Here is a 27,000-nt window from a genome sequence, read left to right on the forward strand (position 1 = left end):
CTACCAATTATACTGCTTTAGGATCTAAAGCGATAGCCGGACTCATAGTACTAGATAAGTGGATTGACTTAATATAAGTACCTTTTGCAGCAGTTGGTTTTAATTTAATTAATGTTTGAATAATTTCGTGCGCGTTCTCTTGAATTTTTTGAGCATCGAAAGACACTTTACCAATTCCAGCATGAACAATACCTGTTTTATCTACTTTGAAGTCAATTTTTCCAGATTTAACCTCTTCTACAGCTTTACCTACTTCCATAGTAACTGTACCGGTTTTAGGGTTTGGCATTAAACCACGAGGTCCTAAAATACGACCTAATGGACCTAATTTACCCATAACTGCAGGCATAGTAACGATAACGTCTACATCTGTCCAACCGTCTTTGATTTTTTGTAGATAGTCATCAAGACCTACATAATCAGCACCAGCCGCTTTAGCTTCAGCCTCTTTATCCGGCGTAACTAAGGCTAATACTCTCATATCTTTACCAGTTCCGTGAGGTAATGAAACCACACCTCTAACCATTTGATTCGCTTTACGAGGGTCAACTCCTAATTTAACAGCGATATCAACAGATTCATCAAATTTTGCAGAAGCAACCTCTTTGATTAATGCAGAAGCATCTTTTAAAGAATATAGTTTATTCTTCTCAATTTTTGAAGCTGCAACTTTTTGCTTTTTTGTTAATTTTGCCATTTTCTCTTATTTTAAAGGAGAATCTCCAGTTACAGTTATACCCATAGATCTAGCTGTTCCAGCAACCATGCTCATCGCTTTTTCAATTGTGAATGCATTTAAATCAGGCATTTTGTCTTCAGCGATAGTCTTAATCTGATCCCAAGTAACACTAGCTACTTTTTTACGATTAGGCTCTCCTGATCCTGATTTTAATTTAGTTGCCTCTAATAATTGAATAGCAGCAGGTGGAGTTTTTACAACAAAATCAAACGATTTGTCTTTGTACACAGTAATTTGAACTGGTAACACTTTGCCAGGTTTATCTTGTGTTCTAGCATTAAATTGCTTACAGAACTCCATGATGTTAACCCCAGCAGCTCCCAAAGCAGGTCCAACCGGTGGCGATGGGTTCGCAGCACCTCCCTTTACTTGTAGTTTAACTACTTTACTAACTTCTTTAGCCATTGTTTAAAAATTTAGCACATCGATCAATTGGAAGCGATTGATGTGAGTTATATGTAACAAAAATTATATTTTTTCTACTTGTGAAAAGCTTAATTCAAGAGGTGTTTTTCTTCCGAAGATTTTCACCATTACTTCCAACTTGCGCTTTTCTTCATTTATTTTCTCAACAGTTCCATTAAATCCATTGAAAGGACCATCTGTTACTTTCACTGTTTCTCCTAAAGTGTAAGGAATAGCTCCGTGATCTACAGTAGTAGCCAATTCATCTACTTTTCCTAACATACGATTTACTTCAGACAAACGCAAAGGAACAGGATCACCTCCCTTAACTTCACCTAAGAAACCAATTACACCTGTAATAGACTTGATGATATGAGGAATTTCACCCGTTAAATTAGCTTCAATCATTACGTAACCAGGAAAATATACTCTATCCTTGCTAATTTTTTTTCCATCACGAACAGTCACTACCTTTTCTGTAGGCACTAAAACCTGAGAAATATAGTCAGACATTCCCACACGGTTAATTTCTTGCTCAATATAAGCCTTAACCTTATTTTCTTGTCCGCTTACAGCTCTTACAACATACCATTTTTTCACACCAGTCTCCGCCATAACAAAAAATTATCCTTTTATCCAGTTAAAAAAACCAGCAATTGCTTTCCCGAAAACAGTGTCGATACCCCATGTAGCTAACGCAATAATCACAGAAAAAACCGCAACAACTATTGTAAGTTTTTGCACTTCTTCCCATGTTGGCCAAGTTACATTTGATTTTAACTCCTCAAAAGCTTCAGATATGTAATTAGTAACTTTATTCATTCTATATTGTTTTTGCACGGGCGGAGGGATTCGAACCCCCATCAACGGTTTTGGAGACCGCTATTCTACCCTTGAACTACGCCCGTAAATAAAATCCAGCAGCAGGGTACACTGCTGGATTTCTATAATTACTTATATAATTATTCTAAGATTTCAGTTACCTGACCAGCACCAACTGTTCTACCACCTTCACGGATAGCGAAACGTAAACCTACGTTTAATGCAATTGGAGATAATAAAGTAACTTCGATAGTTAAGTTATCACCTGGCATAACCATCTCAACACCTGCAGGTAAAGAAATAGTACCTGTTACGTCAGTTGTACGAACGTAGAACTGTGGACGGTAGTTGTTATGGAATGGAGTGTGACGACCACCTTCTTCTTTTTTCAAGATATAAACCTCAGCTTTGAATTTAGCGTGTGGTTTAACAGATCCTGGCTTACAGATAACCATACCACGACGGATATCAGCTTTGTCAATACCTCTTAATAATAAACCAACGTTATCACCAGCTTCACCTCTATCTAAGATTTTACGGAACATCTCAACTCCAGTAATAGTAGAAGTTAACTTGTCAGCACCCATACCGATGATTTCAACTGGATCTCCAGTATTAGCAACACCTGTTTCGATACGACCTGTAGCAACTGTACCACGACCTGTAATTGTGAATACGTCCTCAACTGGCATCAAGAATGGTTTTTCGTTATCACGAACTGGCTCTTCAATCCAGTTATCAACAGCATCCATCAATTCAAGAATTTTTGGAACCCATACCGGATCGTTGTTTAATCCACCTAAAGCAGAACCTTGAACAACAGGACCATTATCTCCATCATATTCATAGAAAGATAATAAATCTCTGATTTCCATTTCTACTAACTCTAATAACTCAGCATCATCAACCATATCCACTTTGTTCATGAATACAACGATACGAGGAATACCTACCTGACGCCCTAAAAGGATGTGCTCACGAGTTTGTGGCATTGGACCATCAGTAGCAGCAACTACCAAGATAGCACCGTCCATTTGAGCAGCACCAGTAACCATGTTCTTAACGTAATCCGCGTGACCTGGACAGTCAACGTGAGCATAGTGACGGTTAGCTGTTTCATACTCTACGTGAGATGTATTAATAGTAATACCTCTTTCTTTCTCCTCAGGAGCGTTATCGATTTGATCAAACGATTTTGCTTGACAGTAACCTGCATCAGATAATACTTTAGTGATTGCAGCAGTCAAAGTAGTTTTTCCGTGATCTACGTGTCCGATAGTACCGATATTTAAGTGCGGTTTCGAACGATTAAAACTTTCTTTTGCCATTTTACTTAATTTTTAATCTTAGTTATATATTAGTGTTCAAAAATTTAAACTAATTTGAGCCAATGACGGGATTTGAACCCGTGACCTCTTCCTTACCAAGGAAGCACTCTACCCCTGAGCTACACCGGCGGTAAAGTTTTTTGTTTTACGTTTTAAGCTTTATGTTTCTTGCAAATCACTTAAAACCCAAAACTCTTCAAACTTTTATTGTGGGGAGAGCAGGATTCGAACCTGCGAAGGTTTCCCAACGGATTTACAGTCCGTCCTCGTTGGCCGCTTGAGTATCTCCCCTAACCTTAATGCAATATTTCAAAAGAGCCGATGGAGGGACTCGAACCCACGACCTGCTGATTACAAATCAGCTGCTCTAGCCAGCTGAGCTACACCGGCGACTCATTAAAAAAGTCCGCTATTTCTAACGGACTGCAAATGTATGTATTATTTTTATTAATCAAAATTTTTTTGACGAAATTTTTCATTAAGCATGCTCACTTAATTTTTCTTTACGTTTTAAAAGCAATCTTTGTTGTGCTTCTACCGATAGATCCACCCCTTCCTCGAATGTTTTACAAGTTTTTTTAACAATAAATTCATCACCAGGCACAATCACTTTTAATTCTACCACTTTATTTTCTTTTTCACTGGTTTGTTCCACTTTAAGAAAAGCATCAGCGGAAACAATTCTATCATAAAACTTCTCTAATTTATTCACTTTTTCATCAATAAAATCAACTAACTTTCTATCAATGTTAAAATTAACTGCATGAACATTTACCTTCATAATAAAAAACTTTTAATTAAACATTATAAAGAATCATTTTGGTTTCTTGGATGCGCATTTTGATATACTTTTTTAAGCTCAGTTAAACTAGATTGAGTATAAACTTGGGTTGACGCAAGACTTGAATGCCCTAACAATTCTTTAATTGAATTCAAATCAGCACCATGATTAAGCATATGAGTCGCAAACGTGTGTCGTAACATGTGCGGGCTCTTTTTTACCTTCTCTGATACATTACTAAAGTAATCATTTATTAATCGATAAACAAACGTTTCATTCAATTTATTTCCGTTAGAAAGCAGAAATAAATAATTCACATCTATTATTGATTTCAGTAATTTTCTTTCATGCAAATATGCATTTAACTGCTCTTTCATTAAAGGCAATAGCGGAATTACACGCTCTTTATTGCGTTTTCCTAAAACCTTGATCACCGAAGTTTCAAGATCTACATTATGCAATTGCAAACCAATTAATTCAGAACGCCGAATTCCTGTAGTATAAAACAGATCTATAATTAATTTGTTCCTGATTCCATCGAAATTCTGTTCATAGTTAATATGATTCAAGACTGAATCCAACTCTTCTTCCGAAAAAGGAATTTGTATTTTTTTTGGCGTCTTCAAAGCTTTATGCCTAGCCAATGGATTTATTTCAATTTGCTTAGTTTTTAATAGAAATTTACAAAACGCTTTTAAGGAAGCTATTTTTCTATTTACGGTAGTATTACTCATTCCCGAATCAACCATTGACACCACCCAACTTCTAACAAGTGTATAAGACACATCTTCCAATTGAGTACCTTCGAAATTTTCATTGAGGAATAGCTGAAAAAACTCCAAATCTTTTCCATAAGCCAAAGCCGTATGCAAAGAATATTTTTTTTCTTTAATGAGATAATCGAGAAATTTTTGTTGATTGGATTGCATAAAAAAACGTTAGCATAAAAGTATAAAACTTCTATTACTAACGTATTTATTTTTGAGAAATTATTTTACTAACTCTCTAAGCTATCTTTCAAACCTTGGATATACTGCGCTTTTTGAATTTGCGCTCTTCTTGTTACAGAAGGTTTAGTAAATTGCTGACGTGCTCTTAACTGACGTACAACTCCGGTTTTGTCGAATTTTCTTTTGTAACGTTTTAACGCTCTATCGATATTTTCTCCGTCTTTAATTGGTATAATTAACATAATCTAGACACCTCCTCTCATTTACGGCTGCAAAAGTATGAAATTATTTTAGATTACAAATTCTTTTTAAAGAAAAAGAAAAGAATTAAACACTTCAAACACAGAAATTCATAAAGTTTGAGGCCTAAAATTGAAAAAGCCAAGAAATCGTATTACTTCTTGGCTTCTATATATCACGGCCTTCTTTTACTAATTGAAGAAAACCAATATTGTATTAAAAACTATTTTACTGCTGGCTTATAATTTTTATTGTCGATGATCATTTTCGACAAAATTTCTTTCAAAATTTCAGAAGTTCCTCCTCCAATTGGGCCTAAGCGACTATCTCTAAACAAACGAGCCAACGGATATTCTTCCATATATCCATAACCTCCCAACATTTGTAAACAATCGTAGATCGCTTGATCGGCAACTTTAGTAGATTTTAATTTGGCCATAGTAGCTTCTTTCACCACATATTCGCCCTTTACTAATCTAGAAACAGCCAAATAATTGAAGATTTTACAATGCTCAACTTCTGTTGCGTGTTCCACTAAGGTATGTCTTAAAGCTTGAAACTGATTTATTTTTGTACCAAATGCTTCTCGTTGTGACATATAGTCTAGAGTATAATCAATAGCATATTCTGCTCTTGCATGCGCATTGATAGCCATAACTAATCGCTCTAACGCAAAATGTTGCATAATGTAAGGAAAGCCCTTTCCTTCTTCACCCATTAAATTTTCTTCAGGTATTTCTACATTATCAAAAGCAATTTCCGCAGTATCGGAAGCTCGCCAACCCAGTTTATCTAATTTTGTAGCTGAAATACCATTTGATTTTGCATCTACTAAAAAGATACTTATACCCTTATTACCCAATTCCGGATTTGTCTTAGCCGCTAAAACATAATAATCAGCATAAACTCCATTAGTAATAAAGGTTTTAGAACCATTGATAATGTATTTATTTCCTTTTTTCTCCGCTACTGTACGCATACCTGCCACATCACTTCCTCCAAAAGGTTCTGTAATACACAAAGCACCTATTTTTTCACCAGCAATACTTGCCGCAAGGTATTCCTTTTTTATACGCTCGTCACCTTCCGCATTCAAATGTGTCATGGCTAAATAAGCATGAGCCCACATAGCTGCAGCAAATCCAGACGATTTGATTTTTTGAAGTTCTTCTAAAAATATAACGGTATAGAACAAATCTAAATTTGATCCTCCGTAAGCTTCAGGATAATTTAGCCCGAAAAACCCCATTTCTCCGAATTTTTTCCAGATAAAACGTTCTACCTGTCCTGTTTTTTCCCACTTTTCTATATGAGGTACTACTTCTTTTTGTAAAAAATCACGAAAACTCTCTCTGAATAATTGGTGTTCTTCTGTAAAATATATTGAATTCATGTATACTAAAAATGTTTTAAAAAATGTGTTGTTTTTAGAAGTCCAAATATAGGGCAATAATTTTTGATTTATCAACTGGGAAACCTTGAACTTTTGTTAAATCTTCTATAGATTTTATCCCGTTGTTCATACTGCGATAAGTTACAATTTCGCGTGCCAAGGCATATCTAAAATAAGGAAACTTCGCTAAATTTTTTACCGATTCATTATTGATGTCAATTTTTCGAACCTCAGGAATGACCGTTACTCTAAAATATTTATTCAGTTCCGCAATAACTTCGGGCGAAAGTCCCCAAACATCTTCCATTTGCGCCATACTTACGAATCCGCCCAATTGTTCTTTCTGTTTTAATATTCGATCTGAAATGGCATCCCCGATTCCGTAGATCTTCATCAAATCTTCTTTTGAAGCTTGATTTATATCCAAAATCACAATCTTCTTTTCCTTTTTATAAAAAGACTGCGCCTCATATTTTGGATATTGTTTAGCGTATAATTGTTTATTCTTAACCCAATCCGGAAATTTAAAGTAAGGAGAAATGGCAGCCAACAATGAATCCGAAACTTTTGTCACTTTTTGAAACTCTTCGGCTGAATTGACAAATTTTCCCGTTTTACGAAAAGCCAATAACCGATCGATTTCTTCAACATTCATTCCTAACTTATATCCTTTGAAATCGGTAATAAAATTCGGATTGAAGGGATACATTTTATAACTATTCTCCTCTGAATTATTTTTTAGAGAATCGATAGCCGTTTGCATTGACAACCATTTTTCTTCTTCTGGAGTCATTTTTTTAGTAGAAGAAAAATCAATGAGATAGTAACTTAGCTGAAGAGAAATAATAATAGCCACTAAAATAACTAAACCGATACGTTGTTCGCGATTAAAATTGAGAAGGTCTTTAAAATTCATAGACTATAAATCAAAAACTGAACTTCTCTTTGCACGAACCAAATCCTTTAACTTCATCACAAAACCTATGGTTAGGTATACCCCAAACCACAGACCCGCAGTCACGAAAGAAATATAAATAAAAAACAATCTCACACTATTGGTTCGCATTCCGAGCTTTTCTGCCAAACGCGAAGCAATATGAAAACCTTGTTCTTCAAAAAAATACTTTAATTTCAGTACAAAAGACATATGTAAAATTTTTACATTTTCTGTAAAGCTACAATATTTTTTAATTTTTTAAAACAGCAACACCAATAGCACATTGTAAACATTTATTCTGATCACAATAATCATTTTTTAATTGCAACAAAGCTTGTGATTCAAATGCATTCTGGGCTACAATACCAATGTGTTTAAATTTCTCAACCACTGCATTTTTTTCAGTAATTATTTTTTCCAGTAAACGAATATAACTTTCTGTGGTTTCTTCTCCTAAGCTAGTATAGTAAGCGAACTTCAGAGGAACGATGGTATTAATAATTAGTAAATCTACAAATGATTTAGATAACGGTTTTTCTTTATATCGAGACGGTTTTTCAAGATTATAATGCGACAACCAATACTCGGAAACCGAAACATTAAATATTTTATAAAACTCCTCAAGTTCATTGGCTTGAAGTATTTGAGAAAACAAATTTCGTTGTTTGTGGTATAACATTGCCAATTGAGCCAAACGAATCGTGGGGAAATTATCTGGTCTTAATCTAAAAAAATGGACAGACAAAGATGACTGTTCTTCTATTTGATATTTTATTTTTAAATACTGATACAAATCTACTAGCTCTTTGACATAATGATCTTGAGGTTCTTTTGGTAATAAATTTGCCTGCCCAAAGAAAAGTGCTTCCAAATATTGCACATCGAAAGCTTCTTTTCGAATCACCGAAAAAGGAATCGATTTTGCTAGCTCCAAAAAAGCTTCTCCGTTACTGTTTAATCCAAAATTTTTAGCTATCAAAGTAAAAAAAGTTGCTTCCCAATCGTTTTGATTATTCTTCAATACTTCTTGTATAGACTTTGATTTTCGTTCCAGACGATCGAAAAATAATCGCTCCATCCAATTTTTGACTACTAATTGTGGGATAGATTGGATCTCATTTTCACAATTGATCCATTTTTTCGAACGGATTAAATTCTTGTATTGATGGAGTAACTCGTGAGAAACATAATGCTGTAACTCCAAAACCGGAATTTCGGTATTATCCCTTCGAAAAACTTCTGTATCGTGTTGCCATACAACATGTAAAATAACATTATCGTAATTTTCATCCCGTTCGTGATGATGCAAGTACCAATCGGAAGAATTTATATGAATTTCGACGTTTCCTGCCCATTTTTGATTTCCAATAACGATTTGGGCATTAAAAAAATCAGGACCTGCTTGCTGTAGATATTGTCCGATGTATAAAACTTGAAGTGATTCTACTTGCGTGGTTCGTAGATTGGTGTTGGCAAATTTCTGATATTGCCATAGGTAGTGCAAAAAATCTTCTTTCATAATGTGGCGTGTAAAATTCTAAATGGCTTATAAACAGATCAAAAATACAAAAAAAAGAAAAACCCCCAAACAATATTTTGTCCGAAGGTTTTTATATTATGATTATAGAAAATTATTTTATCGAATTAATAATATCATGCTTTGTGATGATATGATATTTATTATTTCCTAAATCTACCAATACAGCTTGATTATCTTTACTAATCAATTTAGAGACTTCTTCTACCGGAGTACCTAATTTCACAACAGGATATGGTTTACCCATTACTTCACGTATAGGTCTATCGGCAACATCTTTATCAGCAATAAACGCTTGAAATAAATCAGATTCGTCTACTGATCCTGCAAAACCATTCACATCGATAACAGGAATTTGCGAAATTTTATATTTACGCATGCGCTCTATAGCGTGAGAAACCAATTCTTCTGTGCGAACCACAACTAGAGGTTTGTCTAAGTGGTCTTTAATCAAATCTTCCGCTTTTGTTATTTCATCTTCTAGGAAACCGCGCTCACGCATCCAGTCATCATTGAATATTTTACCTACATAACGGCTACCGCTATCATGAAATAAAACCACCACAACATCATCTGGTTTGAATTGATCTTTTAATTGCAACAAACCTTTTATAGCTGCACCTGAAGAGTTTCCTACAAAAATTCCTTCTTCTAATGCTATTTTACGTGTATAAACAGCGGCGTCCTTATCGGTTACTTTCGTGAATCCGTCAATTAATGAGAAATCAACATTTTTAGGCAAAATATCTTCCCCTATTCCCTCTGTGATATAAGAATAAATCTCGTTTTCATCGAAGATTCCTGTTTCATGATATTTTTTGAACACAGATCCGTAAGTGTCTACACCCCAAATCTTAATATTAGGGTTTTTCTCTTTTAAATATTTGGCAATTCCTGAAATCGTTCCACCTGTTCCTACTCCTACAATAAAGTGAGTGATTTTACCATCAGTTTGTTCCCAAATTTCAGGGCCTGTCTGTTCATAGTTGGCTTGGGTATTAGAGGGATTATCGTATTGGTTTACATACCATCCGTTGGGAGTTTCTTCAGCCAAACGTTTAGAAACAGAGTAATACGAACGAGGATCGGTAGGCTCTACATCGGTGGGACATACCACTACTTTGGCACCAACCGCACGAAGGATATCCATTTTTTCCTTTGATTGTTTATCCGATATCACACAAATTAACTTATATCCTTTCACAATAGCGGCTAAAGCCAATCCCATACCGGTATTTCCCGATGTTCCTTCGATAATAGTTCCTCCCGGTTTTAATCTTCCGTCTGCTTCTGCATCTTCAATCATTTTTAAAGCCATACGGTCTTTCGCGGAATTCCCTGGATTGAACGTTTCTACTTTAGCTAAAACCAAAGCATCTACCTCGGCTGTCACTTTATTTAATTTTACTAAAGGAGTATTTCCTATTGTTTCTAGTATGTTTTTTGCGTATTGCATTTTTAAAATTTTAGGGTACAAAGTTAACTAATTGAAGCTATTAATCGAAAAAATTCCAAACTAAACCAAAACGAATCACAAAATCTTTATACGGATAGTTTGGTGCCGAATAATAATTATATCCTGTGAAGCTTGAGTTAAAATGTTCTGCTTTCAAGAAAATCCGGGTTTGACGTACTCGCGCATTGACAAAAAAATCAACTAGAGGAAAACCTCCAATTTTTTCCTGATTCTGCACATAAAATTCTGCCATCAAAGGGTTGTAGCTATTGCCATAATATTTAGTAAAATACTGAACTGTAAAACCTGTTTGAAGGTATAAAGCTTTTTGAAAAAAATAGTCCGTAAAATAGATAGTGTTGCGAGTCAGAATCTTCGGTACATTAACAATTTCATCATCTTGTCCTACTTGTTGAAACAACAAAGTATTGTCCAGAGCAAACTTGCCAAATTTAATTTCTTTATTCGCTTTTACAGACAAATAATTAATGGTACCAGTATATTGTTTGGGAGACATCACTATGGTTTGTCCAGAGGCATCATCATTACTAAAATACAAATGATCGTTTAAGACTGTAAATTTTGCTTCTGCATTCAGCCATTGTGTTTTGAAAGAAACTTTTAATTCGTTGATTTTTTCGTTACTGAAGCTGTTATGCCAATTATAATTGACAAAATCGCTCTGATATAAAGTAAAATTCAAATCCGGTACTTTACTCAAATTCTGATATTGTGCACTAAACGAGTTTTTCGGGTTGAATTCATAACGTGCAAATAGATCTAACTTTGAAAAAGTCTGATTCGAGAAAGCTTTGGAAAATAATCCATAGCCTTTGACTTTGCCTTTATTGTAAAAATATTTTCCTCCAACAGCATTCAAAGAATTATTGTTCGAATTAGGAACAATTACCTGATTGTTTGACAATGTATATCTGTCGTAAAAATAATTGTATTTATAATTCTCCAGAAACACATTGAATTTACCTACCAAAGAGTTACTAAAAGTGGCCCCTAACCTATTGTACAAATAATTTGATTTTACAAAATCATTATAATTGCTACTTACGTAAGAAGAACCAAATTTATCGGTCGCTGTAGTTTTTTTAAACTCAAAAAAACGAGTTTCATAAGTAAACTGATGGTCTAATAATATATTATTAGCCATATCCTTTTTATTGATTCTAAAAGAATGATCTATAAAATATCTTTTGGATTTTAAGACCGACGAAGCATCTTCGAAATTAACTTCTAATCGAGCACGTTGGTTAAATTCGGGGTCACCCGATTCAAAATCGGCTTTATTAAGTAAGCCTCCATTTTCATTATTCAGAAAGTCCTGGCCTGCAAAGTGTACATTGGCAATGTACCGTTTATCCGAAGTATTATAGCTGGTAGTAAAGACGAAATTTCCATTGCTAGACAAGGAATTCAAATAATGTCCTAAGGATCTTAATCCTTTATAACTGATTGAAAAATTAAGATTTTTCGAAGTATTCAATGTTATAAATGCCTCAAGACTTTGCCCTTGCTTTAGAGTTGTTTTAAAGTATAATTCTGTCAAAGGTGTTGCTACATTGTAATAGTGAATATCTTTCGATTCGTAGAAATTAAAATATTTCGCTTTAAATCCGAATCTAGGTAAAACCTCGAAGGAATTCAATCCAAAGTCTAAAGTATTGTAAGTATGACCATCATTAGCAAATGGCAGCAAACCAAAATTATCTTTTCTTAAATAATTAAATTTATAATCCGACTCTATAGTCAAAGAAGTATCTACAAAAACAGTATCTTTTTCCAAAGAGACTATTTTATACATGTCTTGGGTAGCCTTGGGAAAAGATTTAGGCGTTGCTCGTAATGATCTTCGGATTGTATCTTTTGAAAAACGAGAATCATTTTCTTGTCCATAAACAGAAAATGAGAGCACTACTATGATTATACTAAAAAAATTCTTCATCGCTACAAAAATACACAAATGAAGCGAAAAAGAAAGCATAAAAAAACTCCCGCAAATTGCGGGAGTTTAAGTTTTACAAATTAGGATTATTTAAAACTTCAGCTTGTGGAATTTCAAATGTTAATCTTGGATCATTATAAGGCATAGGAACGCCTTGGAAAGACAAGTGATTTGAGCCTCTACTGATAGTAGCTTTATTTCTCTTCATCGCTAAATAGCTCTTTCCTTCACCCCAAAACTCAACTCTAGTTTGAAGATAGATCTCATTTAACAAAGGTTGACCAGTTAATGAATCAATGTAAGCATAATCAGCTGCATTAGAAAAACGATTTGCTAGAACTAATTTTAGATAATCTTTCGCTTCTAACTCCATACCTGTTTTAGCAGCACATTCAGCATACAACAAGTACATTTCTTCCACTCTCATAAAAACGATATCAGTTTCTATATATCTTTGTCCTCCTTCAGCTCTACCCGGGTGATAGAATTTATTCGAAGGTAATAAATAACGTGAGTTAGTTGTTGCTACAGAAGTATTAAATTGAGTTTTTCTAACATCATTATTGTTAATTAAAGCGAATAACCCATTGTCTATAGCTTTTCTATCTCCAGCCCATTGATAACTGTATGTAAAAAGATCCACTTGACCCCACCAAGAAACCAAATTAAATCCCATATCGGTAGTCAAATCAACTCCCCACATCCAACTATTAGAGTCAACAGAGTTAAAACCACCTACAGCTTCTGTTCTTGACAAAATAGAATAACCTGAATTATCTGCAACATCTTTAGCATAATCTCTAGCCTTAGCCAAGCTAGCTGCATCACCTATATAAGCATAAGCATAAGCCGCTAAACCTTTGGCTACATCTGCATCGATTGAGGTTTTGTTAGGTCTTGAGAAACCATCTAACAAAACAATAGCCTCTTCTAAGTCCTTAACTACTTGTGTCATTACTTCTAAAGAAGTGGCACGTGGCTGAGAATTGTTATCAGAAGATAATTTTAAAGGAATCGATTTATCACTTGGTATGTATTCATTAGCATAAAGTTGTTGCAAATAAAAATGTCCGTAAGCTCTTAATGCTTTAGCTTGACCTAAGGCATATCTACCACCATCAGTAGTTGGTTGAGCATCATTTCCGCCTTGCGCCTTGATAACATTGTTTGCACCAAAAATAATTCTGTAATAATAGCGCCATGGCACATAATTCTCAGTACGGGTAAAATCTTCTGTAGCTGTCAAACGTGTCAAATTTCTATACCAACCATAAGCAGATCTTGATAAAGCCATATCACCTGACAACATATCAGTATAAATATCAATACCTTTTTGTCCAAAATCATCATCGCCATCTGTTCCACCTACACCATCAGTATACATTGTAGAATAAACCCCACTTAAAAATCCATTTAAGATTGAAGGATCGTATTCTGAAACTTCTCCTACTTGTTCTGGAGTTACAAACTCATTAGGCTTAGCCTCTAAATAATCTTCAGAACAGCCGATTAAAACAAGACTTGAAAAAAGTCCTATAAATATTTTCTTTTTCATAATTTATCTTTTTTAAAATTTCAATCTTACACCACCAGAAATAGTTGATAAAGGTGAATAAGTATATTGACTAGATGCACCAGTTTCAGAAACAGTTGGATTGAAACCTTTTCTGTATGCAGAAAGATATAGGTTATCACCTGACACAAATATACTTAAAGAAGCTAATTTTAATTGTTCAGTATATCTTTTAGGAACATTATATCCTAAACGAATATTGTTTAAGTTAATATAATCAGCTTTTGTCAAAAATCTTGTTGAAGCAGAAGCTACGTTAGCATCTTGATTGTTAGATAATCTTGGAACATTAGTAACATCACCTGGTTGCTGCCATCTGTCTCTAATATCAACGTGCCAGTTGTTTTGTCCTGCTTGACCATTATTCATTAAGTTGGCATAAGCACTATCATATGCATATCCACCAAAACTATATAACATTTGAACACTGAAATCAAATCCTTTGTAACCTGCTGATAAATTAACTGCTCCTCTTACATCAGGAATAATAGATTTCCCTACGAATTTCTGAGTAGCTAAAGCATAATTTGTTACATTAGTTTTTTCTATAAAATCTTTTCTATCAGGGTTCTTAGTTAAATAATCAGTTAAAGACAAAATACCTTCTCCTGTATCCACAGCACCATTACCGTTAGCATCATCATAATGTTGAACCCACATTGCTTGTCCAGTAGCAGGATCTACTCCAGCCCATTCTCTTAAATAAAAATCATATATTGAATGACCTACCGCACGACCATATAATCCTTGTACATCAATTGTTTTTTCCTTACCAGTAGAAGGGTCTATAGGCATTCTTAATAATTTATTATCTAAAATCTCTCCGTTAATTGAAAGATCAAGGTAACCATCTTTTCCTTTTAAGATATGACCAGTTAGATCAAACTCTAATCCTCTATTTTCTAATTGACCATCATTAACATTAATAATTGCATAACCATCAGAAATTGCAACTCTTCTTTGAAATAAAAGATCATCTGTTAACTTACGATAAACATCTATACTAGCTTCAAATCTGTCTTTAATATCAAATTCCACACCTGCTTGGAACATTTTAGAAGTTTCCCATGTCAAATTAGGATTTCCTTTAGATGAAAATGGAAAAGAGATAGTACCTCCTGCACCAGTATCAGTATTATATCTGTCATAACCAGGATAAAGACCTACTCCATCTTGTTCTCCAGTTAAACCATAACTAGTTTTCACTTTTAAGTTGCTAAATAAGGTTTGATCTTTCATGAAGTTTTCATTAGTAACATTCCATGCTAAACCTAATGACCAGAAATTACCCCATTTGTCTTTTAAAAATCTTGAACTTCCATCACGTCTAATTGTCCCTGTGAAGAAATATTTTTTATCGAAGTTATAATTCAACTGAGAAAAGAAACTCTCTAACTTAACGTTATCAGTGTATGAAGTTGCACCGATATTAACAGCAGCTTGTTCAAATTCAGGTATTGGCAATGCCATCTCATTCTTAGAAGCGCTCAAATATTTATATTCATATGAATTATTTTCATGAGCTCCTAAAACTTCTAAATCATGAACTCCAAAAACCTTTTTATAACGTAATAACTTTAAAAAGTTATAAGTAAACATTTGAATATCTGTTTTAAATATCGAACCGTTTGTACCAGCACTAGGTCCAAAATATTTATTATTCAAATTATCAAATTTTCTTTCATAATACTGAGTTCCTATTTTTGTTTCAAAAGTCAAATCATTTGAAATTTTCACGTCAAATGAAGAGTTAGTTGAAATTTCTTGACGTTTAGCACGCTCTAAAGTATAATATGCATCAGCGATAGCATTAGTTAAAGCTCCGAAACCTCTTCCTGATTCTCCATAATCATACGCAGGCTTTCCATAAATATTATTAAGAATATTTCCATTAGCATCTCTCATGAATAGAGGATAAATTGAAGGAATATTGTCTACAAACCAGAAAACACTACCCGAATCTTCAGACTGTCCACCCTGGTTAGTTGTTGACATTGTGTAACCAATATTAGTAGATGCTTTTAACCATTCTTTCACATCTTGAGTCAAGCTTAATCTACCTGTAATTCTTTCAAAATCAGAATTAATCGAATATCCTTTATCATTCAAATAACCTATAGACGAATAATATCTTGATTTTTCAGAGGCTCCACCCATACTAAGATTCGTCTCTGTTCTTATTGAATTTTGGAAAGCATAATCTTCCCAATTTTCAGGATTATATTTTCTTGTAACACCACTTCTAACCATACCTGTAGCCGGATCAATCAAATCTGCCCCAGAGGCTACATTCCACATATTATAAGCAGAAGCTACTCCTAAACCAGAGAATAAATTATTATTAGCATAATTAAGTGGATTAGCATTATTTATAATAACTCCTTGATTGTAAAGACCTTCCCAGCCAAGAGAAATATATTCTTCAGGAGACTTAATAGTTTCATATCTAGGCAAAGCACTAAAATTAAAACCTGTTCTACTTTCTATTTCTACGAAAGACTCTCCTTTTTTAGCATTTTTTGTTGTTATTAAAATAACCCCATTGGCACCTCTAGCACCATAAATAGCAGTTGCAGTAGCATCTTTTAAAACCGACGTAGAAGCGATATCGTTTGGATTAATCGATTCAATTCGACCACTGTAAGGCACACCGTCAACCACATAAAGTGGACTTCTGTTACCGTTTACAGATCCTAAACCTCTAACTCGTACCGTTCCAACTGTACCTGGCTGACCAGATGTATTAATAACTCTAACACCGGCAACCTCTCCAGCTAAGGCCTGCGTAACACTCGAAACATTCTTTTTGGATAGTTGTTCCGATTTTACCTCTTTAATCGAACCGACAAAATCTCTTTTCTTAGTAGTACTATAACCTACTACAACTACTTCATTAAGTTTAGTAGATTCATCTTTCATGGTAACGTTCATGTCGTTAGAAGCCCCAACTGTTTTTGAAACATCACTCATACCCATGAAGGAGAATACTAAAACCTCACCTTCTTTTGCTTTGATCGAATATCTACCATCAAAACCTGTTGCTGTTCCACGTTGAGTTCCTCTTACCACAACGTTAACTCCTGGCAGTGGACCTGAGGCATCAGATACAACTCCAGTAACCGTTTTCTCTTGAGCGAAAGAAAACTGCATCGTAAACACCATAAATAGTGTAAAAATCCATTTGAACTTTGATCTCATATTTTTTTTATTTGAGTTAGTTATTTCGCAAACTTCTTAATAATTTCTTAATTTACCAAATATAAAATTGTCAAATCTTTTTTAGATTAACACAAGAAAGAATCAAAACACATTAAACATTTATTAAAAAAGCAACTAAATTCTCAGGATATTCCCCCCAAAGCAGTATTTTTGTCAAAATTAACTTTATGTTACATCAAAGTTTTAGCAATAATGTATTTGAATGCGGAACGGACGAAGCTGGAAGAGGATGCCTTGCCGGACCTGTTACAGCAGCCGCTATTATACTCCCGGAAGGTTTTTTTGTAGAAAAACTAAATGATTCGAAGCAATTATCTGAAAAAATCAGAGAAAAAATAAAACCTTTGATTGAAGAGAAAGCTATTTGTTTCTCATTTACACATATCCACAACCAAGAAATTGACGAAATAAACATTTTAAATGCCTCCATGAAAGCCATGCAGGAAAGTATTTTAAAACTCGAAACAAGACCTGAGTATTTAATTGTAGACGGAAATCGTCCTATTTTTAGTAAGTTAGGAATTAACACCCAACACGGATATAATTTTACTAAAGAAGAAATTGAACTATTACAATCTATTCCCAATCAAAGTATTATTAAAGGGGACAGCAAGTATTTGAGTATTGCCGCCGCTTCTGTTTTAGCCAAAACCTACCGAGACGAATACATGAATCGTATTCACGAAGAATTTCCCATGTACGGATGGAATAAAAACAAAGGCTACCCTACCAAAGAACATCGCGAAGCCATTGCCCAATATGGCCCCAGCAAATACCATCGTTTGTCTTTCAGATTATTACCGGAACAATTGAGTTTTGATTTTTAAGTAAAGAGTGTTTCAAGAATACGGGGTGTGTTCCCTAAAAACCTCAACTATACTATACGATAAATATGGGATAGGTATGGGATAGGTATGGGATAGGCATGGATATGCCCCGTCCTATAATAACTTTACCAGTCATTAAAAAAATCAAGCCTTAATCATTTCTGCTTCGAAAAGATTTTGAAAATGTTTTAGAATTTTTTCTTTTACTTCCGCCTCATCCACTTCATGTCCTAACTCTACCTGCATTGAGGTCACTGCTTTGCCTTTGATCCCGCAAGGAATAATATTATCAAAATAGCCCAGGTTCGCATTCACATTTAACGCAAAACCATGCATCGTAACCCAACGCGAAGCTCTTACGCCCATAGCGCATATTTTTCGGGCAAAAGGGGTTCCTACTCCCAACCAGACACCTGTTTCTCCTTCACTTCTTTCCGATTGTAAACCGTAATCCGACAGCGTCAGAATGATCGCTTCCTCTAACAAACGCAAGTATTTATGTATATCTGTAAAAAAATTCTCCAGATCCAGAATAGGATATCCAACGATTTGTCCCGGGCCATGATAGGTAATATCTCCTCCCCGATTGATTTTATAAAAAGTAGCTCCTTTTTCTTCCAATTGTTTTTCAGACAGCAACAAATTACTAATATCGCCACTTTTCCCTAAAGTATACACATGAGGATGTTCTACAAAAAGAAAATAATTAGCCGTTTCTATTTCAGGATTTTCTTTTTTTTGCATTTTCTGATTTACAATGTCCGCAAAAAGCGATTCCTGAAAATCCCAAGTCTCTTTGTAATCTCTGGTACCCAAATCTTTGAGTTGGATTTTTCTATTCATTTTAAATTATTTTACAAACTCAATTTCTAAGTTTAATTTTTCTGGCTCTCTTCTGTATTCATTGAAAGAATATTCTAAAGTGATGGTTTTTCTATCTTCCGAAAATAAAGCGGTGGGATTATTCACTTTTTTTACCGCCTTTGGGAAATGATATTTAACAATGTATTTGGACGATTCAAAGATCATCTGATAGGAATTTAACGAATCATTTTTTAAGTCTTTTTGTTGTGATTGATTTGCCACTGCCTTTCTGGTAAACTTCTTGCCATTGTATGTATAATTCATGGTGGCCCCGTTATTTCCGAAAATTCCGATATCCGACATTGGCCCTATGGACTGCGTTTTTTTATCCAACGCATTCAACTCCTTTATATTATTGGTCATTTCCTGCAATTCGGCAACGGATGAAAAAGGCGAAAAGAGAGAGAACAAAAATTCTTTTGAGTCTTCCTTCATCTTCAGGTGCATTTTAAAATTCTCCAATTTTTTCAAACGCTCTTGTTCTTTCAATGAGAGCTTGGTGATACTGTCTTTTTTTTCTTCGAGAATTTTCTTAAAAGAAAAAACAGAATCTATGGATTTTCCCATGCTGCCCGAAACCGAATCTTTAGGCATCATAGCCATAAAAGCAGAACCATCCATTTGCAAAATATATTTTCCCGACCCATCTGGGTTAATCATAATTTCTTCCGTGAAAGTACAACTTGTTATACCTAAGGTTAAAACAAGTAAAAAAAGGATTTTTTTCATACCATCATAATTTTGTCAAATATACGAATAGTTTGCCAATTAGCCCCGATAGAGCCGATAGCTTGCAAAGCTATGAGCAACTAAAGGCGAAAGCGGGAATAGGCTCCACTGATTTTCTATGACAAATCGCTCCTGAATCGTTAAAAATCAGACTTGAAACTTGAACTAAAATGCCTTATCTTTGCAGGCTTAAAAAATTATTGTTATGCAACTTTCGGAACAAGAAATTATCAGAAGAGACAAACTGAACGCATTACGCGAACTGGGCATCAACCCTTATCCTGCCAACTTATACCCTGTAGATCACACTTCGAAACAGGTGAAAGACAATTTTGAAGAAGGCAAAAAGGTGGTTGTCGCCGGACGTATTATGAGTATGCGTGATCAGGGGAAAGCTTGTTTCGCAGAATTGCAAGACAGTGAAGGAAGAATTCAGCTGTATTTAAACCGAGATGTAATTTGTCCTGGAGAAGACAAAACGCTATACAACCAAGTTTTTAGAAAATTGACCGACTTGGGAGATTTTATTGGTGTAGAAGGTGAATTGTTTACTACTCAAGTAGGAGCAAAATGTATTCGTGTGACTACTTTTTCTTTTTTAAGTAAAACTTTACGACCATTACCTCTTCCTAAAACCGATGACGAAGGAAATGTTTTTGATGCTTTCGTGGATCCAGAATTACGTTATCGTATGCGTTATGTGGATTTGGTGGTGAATCCGCAGGTGAAAGAGGTTTTTTATAAAAGAACAAAATTATTCAATGCCATGAGAACCTTCTTTAACGAAGCGGGTTATATGGAAGTTGAAACACCAATTTTGCAATCTATTCCAGGAGGAGCCTCTGCGCGTCCTTTCGTTACGCATCACAACGCCTTGGACATTCCATTGTATATGAGAATTGCCAACGAATTGTATCTGAAAAGATTAATCGTGGGTGGTTTTGATGGAGTCTATGAATTTTCGAAAAACTTCCGTAACGAAGGAATGGACAGAACCCATAACCCTGAGTTTACGGCCATGGAAATCTATGTAGCTTATAAAGACTACAACTGGATGATGGAGTTTACCGAAAACTTGTTAGAATATTGTGCTTTACAGGTAAACGGTACCACCGAAGCTACGTTTGGAGAACACAACGTAAACTTTAAAGCCCCTTATGCTCGTATCACGATGACCGATGCGATTAAACAATTTACCGGTTTCGATATTTCCGGTAAAACTGAAGCCGAATTGTTTGAAGCAGCCAAAGGGATGGGAATTGAAGTCGATGAAACCATGGGTAAAGGAAAACTGATTGACGAAATTTTCGGAGCAAAATGCGAAGGAAACTTTATTCAGCCTACTTTCATTACAGATTATCCCAAAGAAATGTCGCCCCTTTGCAAATCGCACCGAGACAACCCTGATTTGACCGAACGTTTTGAATTGATGGTTTGTGGGAAAGAAATTGCCAATGCGTATTCCGAATTGAACGATCCTATTGATCAACGCGAACGTTTTGAAGCACAGATGGCGCTGTCGGAAAGAGGCGATGACGAGGCGATGTTTATTGATCAGGATTTCTTAAGAGCTTTGGAATACGGTATGCCGCCTACTTCCGGTTTAGGAATCGGCATGGACCGTTTAATTATGTTCCTGACCAATAATGCTTCCATCCAGGAAGTTTTATTCTTCCCTCAGATGCGTCCCGAGAAAAAAGGCCCTGAATTGAGTGAAGACGAAAAACTAATCATCAATTTACTGAAAGTCGAAAACCATCAACCACTAGGCAGTTTGAAAGAAAAAACCGGATTGAGTGGCAAAAAATGGGATGCTGCCATGAAAGGTTTGGCAAAACATGGTTTGACAAAAGTTGTTGTAGACGGCGATCAAAAAACAGTCGTTTTAAGTTAATTGGAACTATTTTCAGAAATAAAAATTAAACTTATAAAAAACGGAACTCTTATTAGAGTTCCGTTTTTTTATAGCTCAAAGGTCCAATGTATAAAAACATTTCTCCCTTTCCGAGGTATATTCTTCCAATCGGAATAAGTCGTATAATAAGCGTCTAAAATATTTTCAATCCCTGTTTTCAACATCATTTGATTTTTTAACACCGAAAACCGATAGCCTATCGTAGCATTTAAAATAGCATAATCCGCCGTTTTGTCTTCTCCAAAGAAAGGGTTGTAATTGTTTTGCACCCCATTCCCTTGTACTTCTATCTCGGCGTTGAATTGTTTTTGAGCGTATTGCAGCGAAAAATTATAACTCAACGGTCGTATCAGTGGTAATTTTTCTCCTTTACTCCCTTCCCCAAAACTATAACCTAGATGAGCCTTTCCAAGAATGTATTTCCCCCATCTGATTTCTGTACTCCAATCGGCAGAAAATTGTTTAGCCTGTTTCAAAGCCGTATATACTTTAACTCCATTGGCCCCAATTGTCATGGGAACTAAAGTCTTGTGAGGTATTCCTATGATGTAATCATAAATATGAAAGTAGGCCGCCGATAATTTACTCTTGATTCCTTTTGTTTTGAATGTCAGAAACGCATTCCCTTCCAGCGCTTTTTCATTTTTTAAATTAGGATTACCAATATAATCAAATCCGTCAAAACTATTAAAAAGATAAAATCCGTACCCTTCTGAAACGGAAGGCGCCCGGTCTCCATACCCCAAGCCTACGCCCCATTCCAGCTTATTTTTCTCTTGTTGGTAATTCACTGAAGTGCTTACCAATAGTCTTGCCTTGGTTTTACTTACATCAGGATAAAAAATCTGAAGCGTTTCTCTGCCCAGATTATCTCTAAAGGTATTGTTATGACTGGCCAAGCCCAAAGAAAACTTCAAACTCTGATGATCCTCCAGCCACCAGCGGTCTTCTGCAAATACACCGGTATAGAAAGTTCCTATATTGGGCCACGTATACATATACATTTCCGATTCGTTGGGATCCTTAGGATACATAGTCATTTCGGCCAAGGCTGAATTGTAAAAAGAATTCAGATTTAATTGAAGATCGTGTTCCTTCACTGTGCCCGAGAGAATCGAATACATCCCGAATGTTTTACTCCATCCCGGCATATCCATATGAATGGGTACGTCGGGACGCGTAGTATCATCCATCTTGTGCGTGATGCTATTAAAATACATCTTGGTTTCCCATTGCTTTACTGATGATCCTAACGGCTGCACTTCATATCTTAACGACGTAATAATGGCTTCTGCCAAAGAAACATCCATCGGTAAAGCCGGATAACCCACATCCACAGCCTTATCATAGATTACGGAGCCTTCCAACACTTTGTTCTTTGCGATTTTAACTCCGGTAGTGAGTGAAAGATTCCATTTTGTAAAAGGCGAATACAGTACTTCCTTATGGTTACCCGCTTTATAATTTTCTGCGTCCCGATACATAAAATTTGAACCCACATACAATGTACTATCGGAAAAATTCAGCTTTCCTCCGATGATTTTTTGAGAATTATTAGATTCGAAACCGGATTGAAGACTTCCTTTCCAACCTCCTTGGTCAAAATTACTCTTTGTCCGTTTCAGATCGACCGATCCTCCAATCGTATTTCCAAAATGCGCACCTTCCTGGCCGGAATGTATGGTTGCCTCCGACAAATTCGAAATCTCCACATACGAAGTCATCGGATCCATCTTATCGGTGCAAGCTCCAAAAATCCGCATTCCATCAATGGTGAGTACTGTTCGTTCCGTAGCCATAGAATTCAGCATCGGTTCCCAGGCATACGCGCCTCGTTTTATCATGCCTACTTTATGTGATTTTTGCAGATATTCTTCTACAGTAGCTAATGGTTTTTCCTGTTTGTCTGCCGGATGGTTATTTTTCCCAATCACTATCACTTCTTTTAACTCTTTTGTTTTAAGTGAATCCACTATGGGCGATTGACTCCATAGCATTGAAATCGAAAAAAACAACAATCCCCAAACGATTGTATTTTTTTTCATATAAAAGGTAAAAAAAGGTCAAAACGAAGATTTTGACCTTTATAAAAACTAATTAAAATTCTACTTCAAAGAAAATACTGCTTGATTCTACTGTATCGGTAATTTCTTCTCCTTTCACAACTGTTCCGGTAGTGTTCGCCAATTGGAGATTGATTTTCCAATATCCGGTCATGGTCAACGACAACTTTCCATCGTATAGTCCCCCTTGAACGGCTTGTACCGGATTAACATTATTTGGTGAACCATGATTTCCCATACTTGGCATTCTCGGATCAATCTTAACGGTATAACCATCTACCACCGGAAATGTCATCATGTCCTGCATTTTAAAAACACCCACTTTCATCTCGTTTACGGCTACTTTGGGAGCGGTTGGCGCTACCAAAGCCATGATATATTTAACCCCATCGGTTCCTGTGAAAGTCGTTACTGTTCTTTTTGCAGCAGCCGGTACATTTATCACCGATGTTGCAGAATAGTCGCTTCCTTCAATAGCGTAATCTATTTTCAAATCCCAGTATTCTGTATCATTTTGAGGCATTTGAAAAACAATATACCCTTTGTAAAGCGTTTCGTTATTTCCCGGTTTGCTGATCGCCGATTTAGGACAAGAATGCGATTTCGTTGTCATGTGCATCACCGGCAACCAATTGGCCGTTGCATTTTTCACATAGTTGCCCTCTACCTTATTTTTAATTCGGAACATTACCTCATTATAGCCTTGTTCTAATCCTGCTTTGTTGGTATACAGTTCTATGGTATGAACATCGTTTGAAAATTCATTAATTTTAGTCAAACCCTCCAATTCGTTTATTTTTACCGAATCATCCGCATCATTACAAGAAACAATAGTTAGGCTTGCCACTAGTGCAGCAATTACATTTTTGAATATAAATTTCATTTTATTTTATTAATTAAAGTTTATAAAAGATCCTCCGGAGCCCGTAAGTTCCAGATAAGATACATGAGTCTTTACTGCTCTAAGCAGAACAGAAGACCTAATTTTTGATTACTTTAAACAATAAAAACAGGAGGATGAAAAACGGTATCACTATTTAAATAGCAATATAAATTTGAATAGTGATTGAAGGTCGCGTTACGGTCTTGGAAATAAACCTGAGTCCAATTGAAATCATTTATTTCCTGAAAAAACAAAATTTCGAATACAGGAGTTGTATTTTTTTTATCCGATGACAATGGTTTTTCCTCTTCGGAAGCTTTTGCCAATTCTTTCATCAATTGACATTTACCGTTACATTCCAATTCGGGTTTTGCCTTGTTTTCACAAAGCACTTTTGAAATGTACTCATAATTCACCACGTAATCGACCACCGGCAAAACGGGCTTAGCTAAGAATAACAGGGCAATTATGGATAAAAGGTATTTCACTTCACAAAGGTAAAAAACAAAATCTTGATATTCCTAACAAAAATCATATTAAACCTTTTCTTTTTTTTATAGTCATATCTGTAAATTAAACTTTAAAAGACATGAAAACATTTCTCACCACCACTGTTCTTACTTTATTCTTTTCAATGCATGGTTTTTCTCAGGACGCGCCAAGAAAGCAACGCGCTGAGAGAGAACCTTTAAGCCTTGAGCAACGCAATCAGCTACAACTAAAAAAAATGACTCTGGAATTGGATTTAACCGCTTCCCAACAAAAAGAGATGGCGGCACTCCTTGCCGAAACCTCTGCCAAACGTGAGGCTAAAAAAGCGGAGAGACTTACACAACAGGATGCTAAAAAAGAACTTTCAGCCGATGAAAAGTTTGCATTGCGAAACAAAATGCTGGACGAACAAATTGCTTATAAAGCCAAAATGAAGAAAATCTTAACCGAGAAACAATTTGAAAAATGGGAAGCCTCTACCCAAAAAAGACAACATGCAATGCGTAAGATGAAAAGAACGCATCCATCGAAAAACCAACCCCAAAGTGAATAATCGATTGGGGATTTTACAAAAAAACTCCGCCGAAGCGGAGTTTTTTATTCTTATAAAGTTTTCGTTACCTTCTCTACAGCTCTGATTGTAAAATCTAAATCGTCATAAGTCAAGGCATCGGTTATGAACCAAGTTTCGTAGGCTGAAGGCGCAATATACACCCCTTCTTTAACCAAACCGTGGAAGAAATCTTTAAAATATTGATTGTCTCCGTTTTTGGCCGTATTAAAATCATACACCTCGTTTTTATCAAAATGCACCGAAATCATCGATCCTACACGGTTTATAGTAAATTCGATCCCATTCGCCGTTAGTACTTCCCGGATTCCTTTTTCTAGATACGCTGTTTTTTCTTCCAGACGATTGAAAATATCCACATCGTTGTTTAACTCCTGCAGCATTCTTAATCCTGCAGCCATAGCTAAAGGATTGCCTGACAAGGTTCCAGCCTGGTAGACCGGTCCCAGTGGCGCCAGGTAATTCATAATTTCGTTTCTAGCTGCAAAAGCCCCCACCGGCAAGCCTCCTCCTATGACTTTTCCGAAACAAACAATATCTGCTTTAATATTGTATAATTCCTGAGCTCCGCCTTTTGCTAGACGAAAACCGGTCATGACTTCATCAAAAATCAACAAAGTGCCGTGTGCGTCACATAATGAACGTAAGGCTTCCAGAAAACCTTCTTTGGGAGGCACACATCCCATATTCCCGGCAACCGGCTCTATGATGATGGCTGCCACTTCCTCTTTGTTGGCTTCCAACAAAGATTTCACATTTTCGATATCATTATAATGGGCCAATAATGTATCTTTTGCTGTTCCCTGCGTTACGCCAGGGCTGTTTGGTGAACCAAAAGTTATGGCACCACTTCCCGCCTGAATCAGAAACGAATCGGAGTGACCGTGGTAACATCCCGCGAATTTTATAATCTTATCTCTTCCGGTAAAACCCCTAGCCAGACGGATCGCACTCATGCATGCCTCGGTTCCAGAATTTACGAAACGAATTTTATCGATATTAGGCACCATAGCCACTGCTAATTGTGCAATTTCAGTTTCAATTTCTGTTGGCATCCCGAAAGACGTTCCTTTTTTGGCTTTTTCGATTACGGCATTGACCACCGGTTCGTAGGCATGCCCCAGAATCATAGGGCCCCACGAATTGATATAATCAATGAGTCGGTTTCCGTCTTCGTCGTACAAATAAGCTCCTTTGGCTTCTTTTACAAAAATTGGCGTTCCTCCTACGTATTTGAACGCTCGAACAGGAGAATTGACTCCTCCCGGAATTACTTTTTCTGCTTCAGCAAACAGCTGGCTACTACGTTGGTATATCAT

At 35.8% G+C, this 27,000-nt stretch carries 25 protein-coding genes and 4 tRNA genes; 3 read left to right on the forward strand and 26 right to left on the reverse strand.

Features of this window, described 5'->3' with window-relative positions; translation table 11 throughout:
- Positions 1-7: 7 nt before the first annotated feature.
- The 20 genes from rplA to NAT50_RS00850 all read right to left on the reverse strand — a co-directional run bounded on the left by rplA (position 8) and on the right by NAT50_RS00850 (position 17,316).
- The gene (gene rplA, locus NAT50_RS00755) at positions 8-697 is read right to left on the reverse strand and encodes a 50S ribosomal protein L1 (RefSeq protein WP_250590497.1); all 690 of its coding nucleotides are present in this window, start codon (positions 695-697) and stop codon (positions 8-10) included.
- A 6-nt stretch (positions 698-703) separates the two neighbouring features.
- Positions 704-1,144, reverse strand: coding sequence for a 50S ribosomal protein L11 (gene rplK / locus NAT50_RS00760; RefSeq protein WP_250590499.1), 441 nt, complete (start codon positions 1,142-1,144; stop codon positions 704-706).
- A 63-nt stretch (positions 1,145-1,207) separates the two neighbouring features.
- Positions 1,208-1,759: a transcription termination/antitermination protein NusG gene (gene nusG, locus NAT50_RS00765; RefSeq protein ID WP_250590501.1), complete on the reverse strand. Its 552-nt coding sequence runs from the start codon at positions 1,757-1,759 to the stop codon at positions 1,208-1,210.
- 9 nt (positions 1,760-1,768) lie between these two features.
- A complete protein-coding gene (gene secE / locus NAT50_RS00770) occupies positions 1,769-1,966 on the reverse strand; it encodes a preprotein translocase subunit SecE (RefSeq protein ID WP_250590503.1) in 198 nt (65 codons plus the stop codon).
- A 15-nt stretch (positions 1,967-1,981) separates the two neighbouring features.
- Positions 1,982-2,052 (reverse strand) — tRNA-Trp (locus NAT50_RS00775).
- Between the two features lie 54 nt (positions 2,053-2,106).
- On the reverse strand, positions 2,107-3,294 hold the full coding sequence (tuf, locus tag NAT50_RS00780) for an elongation factor Tu (protein ID WP_250590505.1): 1,188 nt from the start codon (positions 3,292-3,294) through the stop codon (positions 2,107-2,109).
- 57 nt (positions 3,295-3,351) lie between these two features.
- Positions 3,352-3,423: transfer RNA gene (locus tag NAT50_RS00785), tRNA-Thr, on the reverse strand.
- Positions 3,424-3,504: 81 nt separating this feature from the next.
- Positions 3,505-3,585, reverse strand: a tRNA-Tyr gene (locus tag NAT50_RS00790).
- A 25-nt stretch (positions 3,586-3,610) separates the two neighbouring features.
- Positions 3,611-3,684 (reverse strand) — tRNA-Thr (locus NAT50_RS00795).
- A gap of 88 nt (positions 3,685-3,772) precedes the next feature.
- The gene (hpf, locus tag NAT50_RS00800; protein ID WP_250590507.1) at positions 3,773-4,075 is read right to left on the reverse strand and encodes a ribosome hibernation-promoting factor, HPF/YfiA family; all 303 of its coding nucleotides are present in this window, start codon (positions 4,073-4,075) and stop codon (positions 3,773-3,775) included.
- Between the two features lie 23 nt (positions 4,076-4,098).
- Positions 4,099-5,004 (reverse strand): tyrosine-type recombinase/integrase, encoded by a 906-nt coding sequence (locus NAT50_RS00805; RefSeq protein ID WP_250590509.1) that lies wholly within the window; start codon positions 5,002-5,004, stop codon positions 4,099-4,101.
- Between the two features lie 68 nt (positions 5,005-5,072).
- A complete protein-coding gene (rpsU, locus tag NAT50_RS00810; RefSeq protein ID WP_250590511.1) occupies positions 5,073-5,267 on the reverse strand; it encodes a 30S ribosomal protein S21 in 195 nt (64 codons plus the stop codon).
- A gap of 221 nt (positions 5,268-5,488) precedes the next feature.
- Positions 5,489-6,658, reverse strand: coding sequence for an acyl-CoA dehydrogenase family protein (locus NAT50_RS00815; RefSeq protein ID WP_250590513.1), 1,170 nt, complete (start codon positions 6,656-6,658; stop codon positions 5,489-5,491).
- A gap of 34 nt (positions 6,659-6,692) precedes the next feature.
- The gene (locus tag NAT50_RS00820; protein ID WP_250590515.1) at positions 6,693-7,574 is read right to left on the reverse strand and encodes a ComEA family DNA-binding protein; all 882 of its coding nucleotides are present in this window, start codon (positions 7,572-7,574) and stop codon (positions 6,693-6,695) included.
- A gap of 3 nt (positions 7,575-7,577) precedes the next feature.
- Complete coding sequence (locus NAT50_RS00825) at positions 7,578-7,805, reverse strand: PspC domain-containing protein (protein WP_250590517.1); 228 nt, start codon at positions 7,803-7,805, stop codon at positions 7,578-7,580.
- A gap of 40 nt (positions 7,806-7,845) precedes the next feature.
- Positions 7,846-9,114: a DUF2851 family protein gene (locus tag NAT50_RS00830; protein WP_250590519.1), complete on the reverse strand. Its 1,269-nt coding sequence runs from the start codon at positions 9,112-9,114 to the stop codon at positions 7,846-7,848.
- 112 nt (positions 9,115-9,226) lie between these two features.
- Positions 9,227-10,588, reverse strand: a complete 1,362-nt coding sequence (locus tag NAT50_RS00835; RefSeq protein ID WP_250590521.1) for a pyridoxal-phosphate dependent enzyme — start codon at positions 10,586-10,588, stop codon at positions 9,227-9,229.
- A gap of 40 nt (positions 10,589-10,628) precedes the next feature.
- Positions 10,629-12,545, reverse strand: a complete 1,917-nt coding sequence (locus tag NAT50_RS00840) for a putative porin (RefSeq protein WP_250590523.1) — start codon at positions 12,543-12,545, stop codon at positions 10,629-10,631.
- A gap of 73 nt (positions 12,546-12,618) precedes the next feature.
- Positions 12,619-14,100 (reverse strand): RagB/SusD family nutrient uptake outer membrane protein, encoded by a 1,482-nt coding sequence (locus tag NAT50_RS00845; protein ID WP_250590525.1) that lies wholly within the window; start codon positions 14,098-14,100, stop codon positions 12,619-12,621.
- 12 nt (positions 14,101-14,112) lie between these two features.
- The gene (locus NAT50_RS00850) at positions 14,113-17,316 is read right to left on the reverse strand and encodes a SusC/RagA family TonB-linked outer membrane protein (protein ID WP_250590527.1); all 3,204 of its coding nucleotides are present in this window, start codon (positions 17,314-17,316) and stop codon (positions 14,113-14,115) included.
- A gap of 188 nt (positions 17,317-17,504) precedes the next feature.
- Here NAT50_RS00850 and NAT50_RS00855 point away from each other — a divergent pair, with 188 nt between their 5' ends.
- Entirely contained in the window at positions 17,505-18,164 is a 660-nt protein-coding gene (locus NAT50_RS00855) for a ribonuclease HII (RefSeq protein ID WP_250590529.1), read from the forward strand.
- A 144-nt stretch (positions 18,165-18,308) separates the two neighbouring features.
- Here NAT50_RS00855 and lipB read toward each other — a convergent pair whose 3' ends face one another.
- Positions 18,309-19,007, reverse strand: a complete 699-nt coding sequence (lipB, locus tag NAT50_RS00860) for a lipoyl(octanoyl) transferase LipB (protein WP_250590531.1) — start codon at positions 19,005-19,007, stop codon at positions 18,309-18,311.
- A 6-nt stretch (positions 19,008-19,013) separates the two neighbouring features.
- Positions 19,014-19,757, reverse strand: coding sequence for a hypothetical protein (locus NAT50_RS00865; RefSeq protein ID WP_250590533.1), 744 nt, complete (start codon positions 19,755-19,757; stop codon positions 19,014-19,016).
- A 205-nt stretch (positions 19,758-19,962) separates the two neighbouring features.
- Between NAT50_RS00865 and lysS the strand changes: the two genes are divergently transcribed.
- Positions 19,963-21,651, forward strand: a complete 1,689-nt coding sequence (gene lysS, locus NAT50_RS00870; protein ID WP_250590535.1) for a lysine--tRNA ligase — start codon at positions 19,963-19,965, stop codon at positions 21,649-21,651.
- Between the two features lie 68 nt (positions 21,652-21,719).
- Here lysS and NAT50_RS00875 read toward each other — a convergent pair whose 3' ends face one another.
- The 3 genes from NAT50_RS00875 to NAT50_RS00885 form a co-directional block, all read right to left on the reverse strand.
- On the reverse strand, positions 21,720-23,717 hold the full coding sequence (locus NAT50_RS00875) for a TonB-dependent receptor domain-containing protein (RefSeq protein ID WP_250590537.1): 1,998 nt from the start codon (positions 23,715-23,717) through the stop codon (positions 21,720-21,722).
- A gap of 52 nt (positions 23,718-23,769) precedes the next feature.
- Entirely contained in the window at positions 23,770-24,618 is an 849-nt protein-coding gene (locus NAT50_RS00880; RefSeq protein WP_250590539.1) for a FixH family protein, read from the reverse strand.
- A 113-nt stretch (positions 24,619-24,731) separates the two neighbouring features.
- Positions 24,732-25,106, reverse strand: coding sequence for a hypothetical protein (locus tag NAT50_RS00885; RefSeq protein WP_250590541.1), 375 nt, complete (start codon positions 25,104-25,106; stop codon positions 24,732-24,734).
- A 101-nt stretch (positions 25,107-25,207) separates the two neighbouring features.
- Between NAT50_RS00885 and NAT50_RS00890 the strand changes: the two genes are divergently transcribed.
- Positions 25,208-25,663, forward strand: a complete 456-nt coding sequence (locus NAT50_RS00890) for a hypothetical protein (protein WP_250590543.1) — start codon at positions 25,208-25,210, stop codon at positions 25,661-25,663.
- Positions 25,664-25,713: 50 nt separating this feature from the next.
- On the opposite strand, the gene hemL is transcribed toward NAT50_RS00890, so the two are convergent.
- Positions 25,714-27,000 (reverse strand): glutamate-1-semialdehyde 2,1-aminomutase, encoded by a 1,287-nt coding sequence (gene hemL, locus NAT50_RS00895; RefSeq protein WP_250590545.1) that lies wholly within the window; start codon positions 26,998-27,000, stop codon positions 25,714-25,716.

Source organism: Flavobacterium luminosum (genome assembly GCF_023635005.1).
In the GTDB taxonomy this organism is placed as follows: Bacteria; Bacteroidota; Bacteroidia; order Flavobacteriales; family Flavobacteriaceae; genus Flavobacterium; species Flavobacterium luminosum.

Bases quoted from the DNA above. Each gene is read 5' to 3' on its own strand.
- rplA (WP_250590497.1), bottom strand. From the start codon at position 697: ATGGCAAAATTAACAAAAAAGCAAAAAGTTGCAGCTTCAAAAATTGAG.
- rplK (WP_250590499.1), bottom strand. From the start codon at position 1,144: ATGGCTAAAGAAGTTAGTAAAGTAGTTAAACTACAAGTAAAGGGAGGT.
- nusG (WP_250590501.1), bottom strand. From the start codon at position 1,759: ATGGCGGAGACTGGTGTGAAAAAATGGTATGTTGTAAGAGCTGTAAGC.
- secE (WP_250590503.1), bottom strand. From the start codon at position 1,966: ATGAATAAAGTTACTAATTACATATCTGAAGCTTTTGAGGAGTTAAAA.
- tuf (WP_250590505.1), bottom strand. From the start codon at position 3,294: ATGGCAAAAGAAAGTTTTAATCGTTCGAAACCGCACTTAAATATCGGT.
- hpf (WP_250590507.1), bottom strand. From the start codon at position 4,075: ATGAAGGTAAATGTTCATGCAGTTAATTTTAACATTGATAGAAAGTTA.
- NAT50_RS00805 (WP_250590509.1), bottom strand. From the start codon at position 5,004: ATGCAATCCAATCAACAAAAATTTCTCGATTATCTCATTAAAGAAAAA.
- rpsU (WP_250590511.1), bottom strand. From the start codon at position 5,267: ATGTTAATTATACCAATTAAAGACGGAGAAAATATCGATAGAGCGTTA.
- NAT50_RS00815 (WP_250590513.1), bottom strand. From the start codon at position 6,658: ATGAATTCAATATATTTTACAGAAGAACACCAATTATTCAGAGAGAGT.
- NAT50_RS00820 (WP_250590515.1), bottom strand. From the start codon at position 7,574: ATGAATTTTAAAGACCTTCTCAATTTTAATCGCGAACAACGTATCGGT.
- NAT50_RS00825 (WP_250590517.1), bottom strand. From the start codon at position 7,805: ATGTCTTTTGTACTGAAATTAAAGTATTTTTTTGAAGAACAAGGTTTT.
- NAT50_RS00830 (WP_250590519.1), bottom strand. From the start codon at position 9,114: ATGAAAGAAGATTTTTTGCACTACCTATGGCAATATCAGAAATTTGCC.
- NAT50_RS00835 (WP_250590521.1), bottom strand. From the start codon at position 10,588: ATGCAATACGCAAAAAACATACTAGAAACAATAGGAAATACTCCTTTA.
- NAT50_RS00840 (WP_250590523.1), bottom strand. From the start codon at position 12,545: ATGAAGAATTTTTTTAGTATAATCATAGTAGTGCTCTCATTTTCTGTT.
- NAT50_RS00845 (WP_250590525.1), bottom strand. From the start codon at position 14,100: ATGAAAAAGAAAATATTTATAGGACTTTTTTCAAGTCTTGTTTTAATC.
- NAT50_RS00850 (WP_250590527.1), bottom strand. From the start codon at position 17,316: ATGAGATCAAAGTTCAAATGGATTTTTACACTATTTATGGTGTTTACG.
- NAT50_RS00855 (WP_250590529.1), top strand. From the start codon at position 17,505: ATGTTACATCAAAGTTTTAGCAATAATGTATTTGAATGCGGAACGGAC.
- lipB (WP_250590531.1), bottom strand. From the start codon at position 19,007: ATGAATAGAAAAATCCAACTCAAAGATTTGGGTACCAGAGATTACAAA.
- NAT50_RS00865 (WP_250590533.1), bottom strand. From the start codon at position 19,757: ATGAAAAAAATCCTTTTTTTACTTGTTTTAACCTTAGGTATAACAAGT.
- lysS (WP_250590535.1), top strand. From the start codon at position 19,963: ATGCAACTTTCGGAACAAGAAATTATCAGAAGAGACAAACTGAACGCA.
- NAT50_RS00875 (WP_250590537.1), bottom strand. From the start codon at position 23,717: ATGAAAAAAAATACAATCGTTTGGGGATTGTTGTTTTTTTCGATTTCA.
- NAT50_RS00880 (WP_250590539.1), bottom strand. From the start codon at position 24,618: ATGAAATTTATATTCAAAAATGTAATTGCTGCACTAGTGGCAAGCCTA.
- NAT50_RS00890 (WP_250590543.1), top strand. From the start codon at position 25,208: ATGAAAACATTTCTCACCACCACTGTTCTTACTTTATTCTTTTCAATG.
- hemL (WP_250590545.1), bottom strand. From the start codon at position 27,000: ATGATATACCAACGTAGTAGCCAGCTGTTTGCTGAAGCAGAAAAAGTA.